At 63.3% G+C, this 6,754-nt stretch carries 5 protein-coding genes and 1 riboswitch; of the genes, 3 read left to right on the forward strand and 2 right to left on the reverse strand.

Annotated elements, in window-relative coordinates; all coding sequences use genetic code 11:
- Together H5T60_10190 and H5T60_10195 are read right to left on the reverse strand one after the other, a co-directional pair.
- On the reverse strand, window positions 1–357 hold a 357-nt coding region (locus H5T60_10190), incomplete at its 3' end, for an ABC transporter permease (protein ID MBC7242799.1).
- A 1-nt stretch (window position 358) separates the two neighbouring features.
- Window positions 359–1,483 (reverse strand): ABC transporter permease, encoded by a 1,125-nt coding sequence (locus H5T60_10195; GenBank protein MBC7242800.1) that lies wholly within the window; start codon window positions 1,481–1,483, stop codon window positions 359–361.
- Between the two features lie 234 nt (window positions 1,484–1,717).
- Window positions 1,718–1,825: riboswitch (glycine riboswitch) on the forward strand.
- 85 nt (window positions 1,826–1,910) lie between these two features.
- Here H5T60_10195 and H5T60_10200 point away from each other — a divergent pair.
- The 3 genes from H5T60_10200 to gcvH form a co-directional block, all read left to right on the forward strand.
- Window positions 1,911–2,831, forward strand: a complete 921-nt coding sequence (locus H5T60_10200) for a hypothetical protein (protein ID MBC7242801.1) — start codon at window positions 1,911–1,913, stop codon at window positions 2,829–2,831.
- 135 nt (window positions 2,832–2,966) lie between these two features.
- Entirely contained in the window at window positions 2,967–6,287 is a 3,321-nt protein-coding gene (gcvT, locus tag H5T60_10205) for a glycine cleavage system aminomethyltransferase GcvT (protein MBC7242802.1), read from the forward strand.
- A gap of 60 nt (window positions 6,288–6,347) precedes the next feature.
- On the forward strand, window positions 6,348–6,754 hold a 407-nt coding region (gene gcvH, locus H5T60_10210), incomplete at its 3' end, for a glycine cleavage system protein GcvH (GenBank protein ID MBC7242803.1).

Below are 6,754 nucleotides of genomic sequence, written 5' to 3' on the forward strand. Positions count from 1 at the left end.
CTGGAGCGCTGGCCGGCGGTGCAGGGAGAGGACGTCGCCGGCGAATCCCTGTGGAATGACCACCACCATGTCGAGCTGATTATCGTCCATCAAGTAGATCGCCTGCTCGATGGACTGCAGGTCCGCCCGCACGCGAAGCTGGGAGGCGTTGGAGAAGGCCTGCACGACGGCGCGGCTCATGGCGCTGTGGTCGAGGTCCAGGATGCCGACGGGCAGGTTGCGCATTTCGGAGCCGGTGGCGGATGCCAGCATGAACAACTGGAAGATCGGGCCAAAGATAATGAACGGCGTCAGCAGGCGGTCGCGCCGGAAGTGGATCAGCTCTTTATGTACCAGGGTCAGGATGCGGTAGAACATATCAGGCCAGCCGATTCTTGAAGCTCAGGATGGCCAGGGCCAGTGCGCCGGCGCCCAGCGCCAGCAGGCCCAGGGCATATTTCCACAGATGTTCCATCCCGATGCCCTTCAGGAAGATGCCGCGCGAGATAGCGACGAAATAGGTTGCCGGCAGGACGGCACTCTCGATGCGGGCGCCCAGGCCGGCGGTCTCCACCGGATGGATCAGGCCCGACAGGAAAAAGCTCGGCAGGAAAAATATAATGAACATGGCGATCATGACGGCCTGCTGGCTCTCGGTGAAATTGGCCAGCATGAGGCCCAGGAAGTTGCTGGCGAAGAGGAAGTCCAGGCCGAGCAGGAGGAACAGGGCGAAGTTACCGCGGAAGGGCACGCGGAACCACAGCACCGCCACCGCGGCTGTCAGCAGGACCCCGATCAGGCCGGTGAGGAGATAGGGCAAGCCCTTGCCGATGATCAGCTCGGCGCGGCGCACCGGGGTGGAAAGGAGCGTCTCGAGGGTGCCCAATTCCTTTTCCTTGGCCAGGGCCTGGGCGGCGCTGAAGGCCGGCATGATCAGCACCACCGCCAACAGCCCGGGCACCATGCTGAAGAGCGATTTGAGGGTGCGGTTGTACCAGGCGATGTCGCGAACTTCGAACAGGCCGCCGGCGATGGAAGGACTGTCCATCATCCGCAGGGCAATTTGCTGAGAATAGGCGGCGGTACGGGCGGAGATGTCCGCCAGCACCTGGCCGGCGGTGGTGGGGTCACTGCCGTCCACCAGCACCTGGACGGCCGGCGTCTGACCGCTCTGGAGCAGGTCGCCAAAGCGCGGCGGGATGATCAGCACGGCATCCGGGCGCTCGCGTACCAGGACGGTATGGATCTCGTCCCAGTTCTGCAGGGTCCGTTGCAGGTGAATGACGCCGTCGGATGTCAGGGCGCGGACATACTGGCGGGAGGCCGGCGAGTTATCCTGGTCCCACAGATAGAGGTCGAAGCGCTCCACATCGAAGGCGAAAAGGTAGGCGAACATGACCAGGAGGATGGCCGGCGTGAACACCACCAGCACCCAGGTCTGTCCATCTCTCCAAATGTGCAGTAGTTCCTTACGCAGGATCGCCCATGTGATGCGCCAGGACATGCACCCCTCAGGATAATGTTTGATCATTTTCATTATAGTCCTCTGCTGGGCGGGTGACAAGTTGCCGCGTTGACAATCTGGCCCCTTTGTGGTACACTATGCGCCGCTTGCAACAAGCACATATACTGCTGGATGAACGGCATGAGAGAGAGCCGCGGCGGAGAAGGTGCCGGCCGCGGCCGCCGAAGGGGTACCGGACACCTGGGCAAACTCTCAGGCAAAAGGATCATGCCGGGACAGCACTCTGGAGAGCCGGCCCACTTTCCCGGGCCGCACCGAAGGGGCAACCGCATTCCAAGGTAAATGCGGCAATCTCTCAGGTCAGCAGACAGAGGGGAACAGGTGGGACCTTAGCCTGTTCCTTTTTTGTTATTCTGGAGCGGCGCGAACTCCTATGCACGCTGAGAGAATTGGGGGGAAGACCCGAGTGGATACCCTGCTCCGCCTGCATGCGGCCGGGCCGGCCAATACAGCCGGCCAGCCGGCCGTTCTGCGCCAGGCGCAGGAGATAGTGCGCCGGCATGTGGAAGCCCTGGCGCGGGAGACGGGCACTTTCGTCCTGGAGCCGGCCGATCCTTCCCTGGAGCCGGCTCACGCCTCGCTCCTGCTTCTCCGGCCGGGCGCCGGCGCGCTGCTGAACGCCCAGCGTCTTCTCGATCTGGCTGAGCTACTGCGCCGGCATCCCAATGCCCGATTATCCCTCCCTCTCGCTGATTTCACAGCGCTCGACGATGAGAACGTCCCGCGCAGCGCCGGCACCTGTTTCGCCGTGGAGGACGGCGCGGACCTGGTGGCCGCCGGACTGCATGCGGACTGTCCAGCGGAACTCCTGCTGATCGTCGAATCCCAGCGGCCATATATAATGAATTTCACAGCCCTCCTGCGTGCCTTCACCGACCGCGATGCCGAAGTGGCGGTCATCGGGCCGATCGCACCCCACACCTGGCGCTATCTGGAGGATGAGGTGGCCTGCCGGGTGCGGGTGTATGCCGATGGGCACGGCCGGCACGCCGGCCTGGCCGCCGAGCTGTACCGCCAGGTGGGGTTGGCGCGCTGGCGCGAGTGGTTGGCCGGCATGGCCGACGTCGTCATCATTGACACGCGTCAGTTCCTCGCCGGCCTGTCCCCCTATCCCACGTCGGAGGATTTCCTGGCCTCTGACTTGGGCCGGCCGGAGGAGGTGGGCCATCCGCTCCTTCGCGAACTGACCACCGCGGCCCTCGAAGGAAAGCCCCCGCTCGTATTGGGCGGCCCCATGCTGTTGAACGGCGGGTTATATGCCTTGGTCGAGACTGCCTGGCGCGTTGGGCCGGATGTGGACCGGGGCTATCATATTCGGTGGGGATAGGGGCAGTGGCCGGCGCCGCGGAAATATATTGTTCGCAGACAGGAAGTATACCGGTGGTATGGTCTGTCGAGGGTAATTTGACGTTCCCTCGCGGCTCAGATACAATACACATCAGTTCAGGGAAGGAGGTTCCTCATGCCAGATAAGGATTACGCAAGCCTCTATTTTGGTGCCGATTTGGCCAAGGTGGACCCCGACATCCATCGCATTATCGAATTAGAAGAAGAGCGTCAGAAGCGCCGCATCATCCTCATCCCCTCGGAGAGCATCGCTCCCAAGCCGGTGCGCACCGCCCTCGGTTCCGTGTTCAACAACATTTATGCCGAGGGGTATCCGCCCACCCGCATGAGCAAGGACGATGAGGATGTCCTGCTCGATTTCGATTGGGAGCTGGCCAATTACCGCCGCTATGCGGACCGCCGCTTCTATAAGGGCGCCGATTACGTGAACTTTATCGAGTGCTTGGCCCAGCGGCGGGCGGCGCACCTGTTCGCCACCGATGCGGTGCCGGCGGACCAGATTCATGTCAACGTCCAGGCCCTCTCCGGCGCGGCCGCCAACCTGGCGGTGCTCGAGACTCTGATGCAGCCGGGCGATGTGCTGATGGGCATGGACCTGTTCCAGGGTGGCCATCTGACCCACGGCTCGGAGTTCAACTTCTCCGGCAAGCGCTATCGGGTGGTCTCGTACGGCGTCAGCAAGCGCACTGAGAAGCTGGACTATGACGAGATTATGGAGCTGGCCAAGACCCATCGCCCCAAGGTCATCATCGCCGGCTACACCTCCTACCCCTGGGCGCCCGATTGGAAGAAGTTCCGCGAGATTGCCGATGCGGTCGGCGCCTATCTGATGGCGGATATCTCGCATCCCGCCGGCCTGTGCGCCGCCGGCTATTACCCCAACCCCATCGAATACGCCCACGTCATCACCTTCACCACCCATAAGACCATCTGCGGCCCGCGCGGCGCCGTGATCATGACCACGGACAAGGACCTGGGCGCCGCCATTGACATGTCGGTCTTCCCGGGCGCGCAGGGCGGCCCGCACACGAATAAGTTCGCCGCCATGGCGGTCGCCTTCAAGATTGCCACCACTCCCGCATTTAAGGACCTCATGCGGCGCATCGTGGAGAACGCGCAGGCGCTGGGCGAATCGCTGAAGAAGCGCGGCCTGAACCTGGTGTACGGCGGTACCGACACCCATCTGCTGATGGTGGACCTGCGCCCTATCAAGGGCAAGCACGGGTATCCGCTGTACGGCGAGATTGTGGTGCGGGTGATGGAGCTGGCCGGCCTGATCGCTAATAAGAATACCGTGCCGGGCGACGAGCAGACTGCACTGGCTCGCGGCGTGCGCCTGGGCACTCCTTGGGTGTCCCAGCGGGGCATGGGGCCGGCGGAGATGGACATCATCGCCGATGCTATCCACAAGATCATCACCAACATCGATCCGTTCACCTACGAGGGCCTCATCGGAACCCTGCCGCGCGGCAAGATCTCGCTGGATGTGCTGGAAGAGGTCAAAGAGCAGGTGGCGAAGCTGGCGGAATCCATGCCGGCCGATACCGAAGCGCGCCGCTCCTCCTATCCGCACTACTTCTTCATGAACGAGCCGCGGGTGCGCCGCAACGGGCGCGAGGTGCTCGGCATCTGGGGCGAGCGGGCGGAACCCTTCGTCCAGCAGGTGTGCACGGCCAACCTGGCCGGCATGCAGGTCGGCGAGGTGCGCCGCGGCTTCCTCCTGGACAAAGATGGCCTGGTGATGGACGATGTCTTCGTGCAGTACAAAGGCGAGGATGCCCGCCGGCAGGTGCACTACCTGATGGCGGTGCACGCCGATCGCGCCGGCCGCATCACCGCCTGGCTGCGGGGTCTGGCCGACGGCTACATCCTCTTCGACAACGATGACATCTTCCGCAAGGTCGAGGGGCCGGTCGTGGTGGCGGACTGGGTCTCGCATCCGGAACTGGAGAAGGAGGCCGATGCCTTCCTGAGCGCCATCGCCGGCCAGGACAATCCCCTCCAGCTCGGGAACCCGGCGCGCGCCAAGGAGGCGTTCGAGAAATATCCCGCCATGTTTGACCTGCGCAAGTCGTACTTTATCGGCCAGGCGGCCCTGCTCTCCGCTGGCGCCCACGCCTCTGCCGGCGGCAAGGTCGAATGGAGCTGGCAGGAACCGCAGGATGTCCCGCTCAAGCGCACCTGCCTGTACCAGGAGCATCTCAAGCTCACGAAGCGCATCATCCCCTTTGCCGGCTGGGAGATGCCGGTCTGGTACACGGGTGTCAGCGATGAGCACCGCGCCACGCGCGAGACAGCGGCGCTGTACGATGTCTCCCAGATGGGCGTGCTGGGCATTACCGGCCGCGACGCCGAGGCCTTCCTCGACCTGGTGTCCACCAACTATGTCCGCTGGCTGGAGGATGGCCAGTCGCAGTATTCCTACCTGCTGGACCCGGACGGCGAGGCCATTGACGACATCATGATCTACCGGCGCGGCCCGCACAACTTCCTCATGGTGGTCAACGCCGCCAATGCCGACAAGGATTGGGACTGGCTGAACGCGGTCCTGCAGGGCAAGGTCATCATCGATCGGGATAATCCGGGCATGACCTTCGAGGGCGATGTGACGCTGAAGAATCTGAAGGACCCGGCCAACGGCACGGAGCAGAAGGTGGATATCGCCCTGCAGGGGCCGGCCTCCCGCGAGATCCTGATGCGGCTGGCGGACGATGAGAAAACGCGGCGCGGCCTGGCGCGTCTGCCGCGCACCGAGCTGATGGATGCCCGCTGTGCCGGCCTGGACCTGGTCATCGCCCGCACTGGCTACACCGGTGAGGATGTCGGGTTTGAGATCTTCGTGCATCCCGATGAGGCGCCCAAGCTGTGGAACGCCATCCTGGACGCCGGCAAAGACCTGGGCGTGAAGCCGGCCGGCCTGGCAGCGCGCGACTCCACCCGCACCGAAGCCGGCCTGCCGCTCTACGGCCATGAGATCGCCGGCCCCTATCACATCACCCCGCATGAGGCCGGCTTTGGCTCCTACGTCAAGTTCCACAAGCCCTTCTTCATCGGGCGCAAGGCCATCATCGCCAAGATGAAGGAAAGCACCATGCAGATCATCCGCTTCCGCATGACCCAGAAGGGCGTCAAGGTTCCGAAGCTCGGCGATCCGGTGGTCAATGCCCGCGGGCGCTGTATCGGCTATGTGACTTCCTGCGCCATTGACTATGAGGGCTACCTGGTCGGCCTGGCGTATGTGGAGCGCAAGGCGGCCAAAGAGGGGAGCCAGATCGGCATCTTCGTCCTGCCGGAGAAGCCGGAGCCCGAGAAGCAGAAGCCGGAATTCGTCCCGGGCGATTCCACCCTCCTGCCCTTCACCGCCATCATCCTGCCGCGCTTCCCGGAGAAGGAGGACCTGGAGAAGGTGGTTCCAGAGACGGGCATCAGCGCCTGATGCCGGCGCGGTGATATTGCGTACATTCACTAACACACTCAAGAAAAAGGAGAGCGTGCGATGGCTATCAAAATCGATCCCAACTGCTACTACACCAAGTCCCACGAGTGGGTGCGCGTGGAGGGGAATGAGGCCTGGGCCGGCCTGACCGATTACGCCCAGGACCAGCTCAGCGACATCGTCTACGTCGAACTGCCAGAAGAGGGCGATTCCTTCAAACTGGGCGAGGTCTTCGCTACCGTGGAGTCGGTCAAGGCCGCTTCTGATGTCTACATGCCCCTCAGCGGCGAGGTCCTGGAGGTCAACGAACAGCTGTCCAGCGCGCCGGAGCTGATCAACCAGGACCCGTATGGGGAGGGTTGGCTGATCAAGTTTACCCCGTCGGACCTGTCCGAACTGGGGAATCTGATGGGCCCCGATGCGTACGAGAAATTTGTCAAAGAGGAAGAGGAGAAAGGGGGACACTG

Source organism: Anaerolineae bacterium, assembly GCA_014360855.1.
Taxonomy (GTDB): Bacteria; Chloroflexota; Anaerolineae; order JACIWP01; family JACIWP01; genus JACIWP01.

Excerpts from the sequence above, each read along its gene's own strand:
- H5T60_10195 (MBC7242800.1), bottom strand. The coding sequence starts at position 1,483 with ATGTCCTGGCGCATCACATGGGCGATCCTGCGTAAGGAACTACTGCAC.
- gcvT (MBC7242802.1), top strand. The coding sequence starts at position 2,967 with ATGCCAGATAAGGATTACGCAAGCCTCTATTTTGGTGCCGATTTGGCC.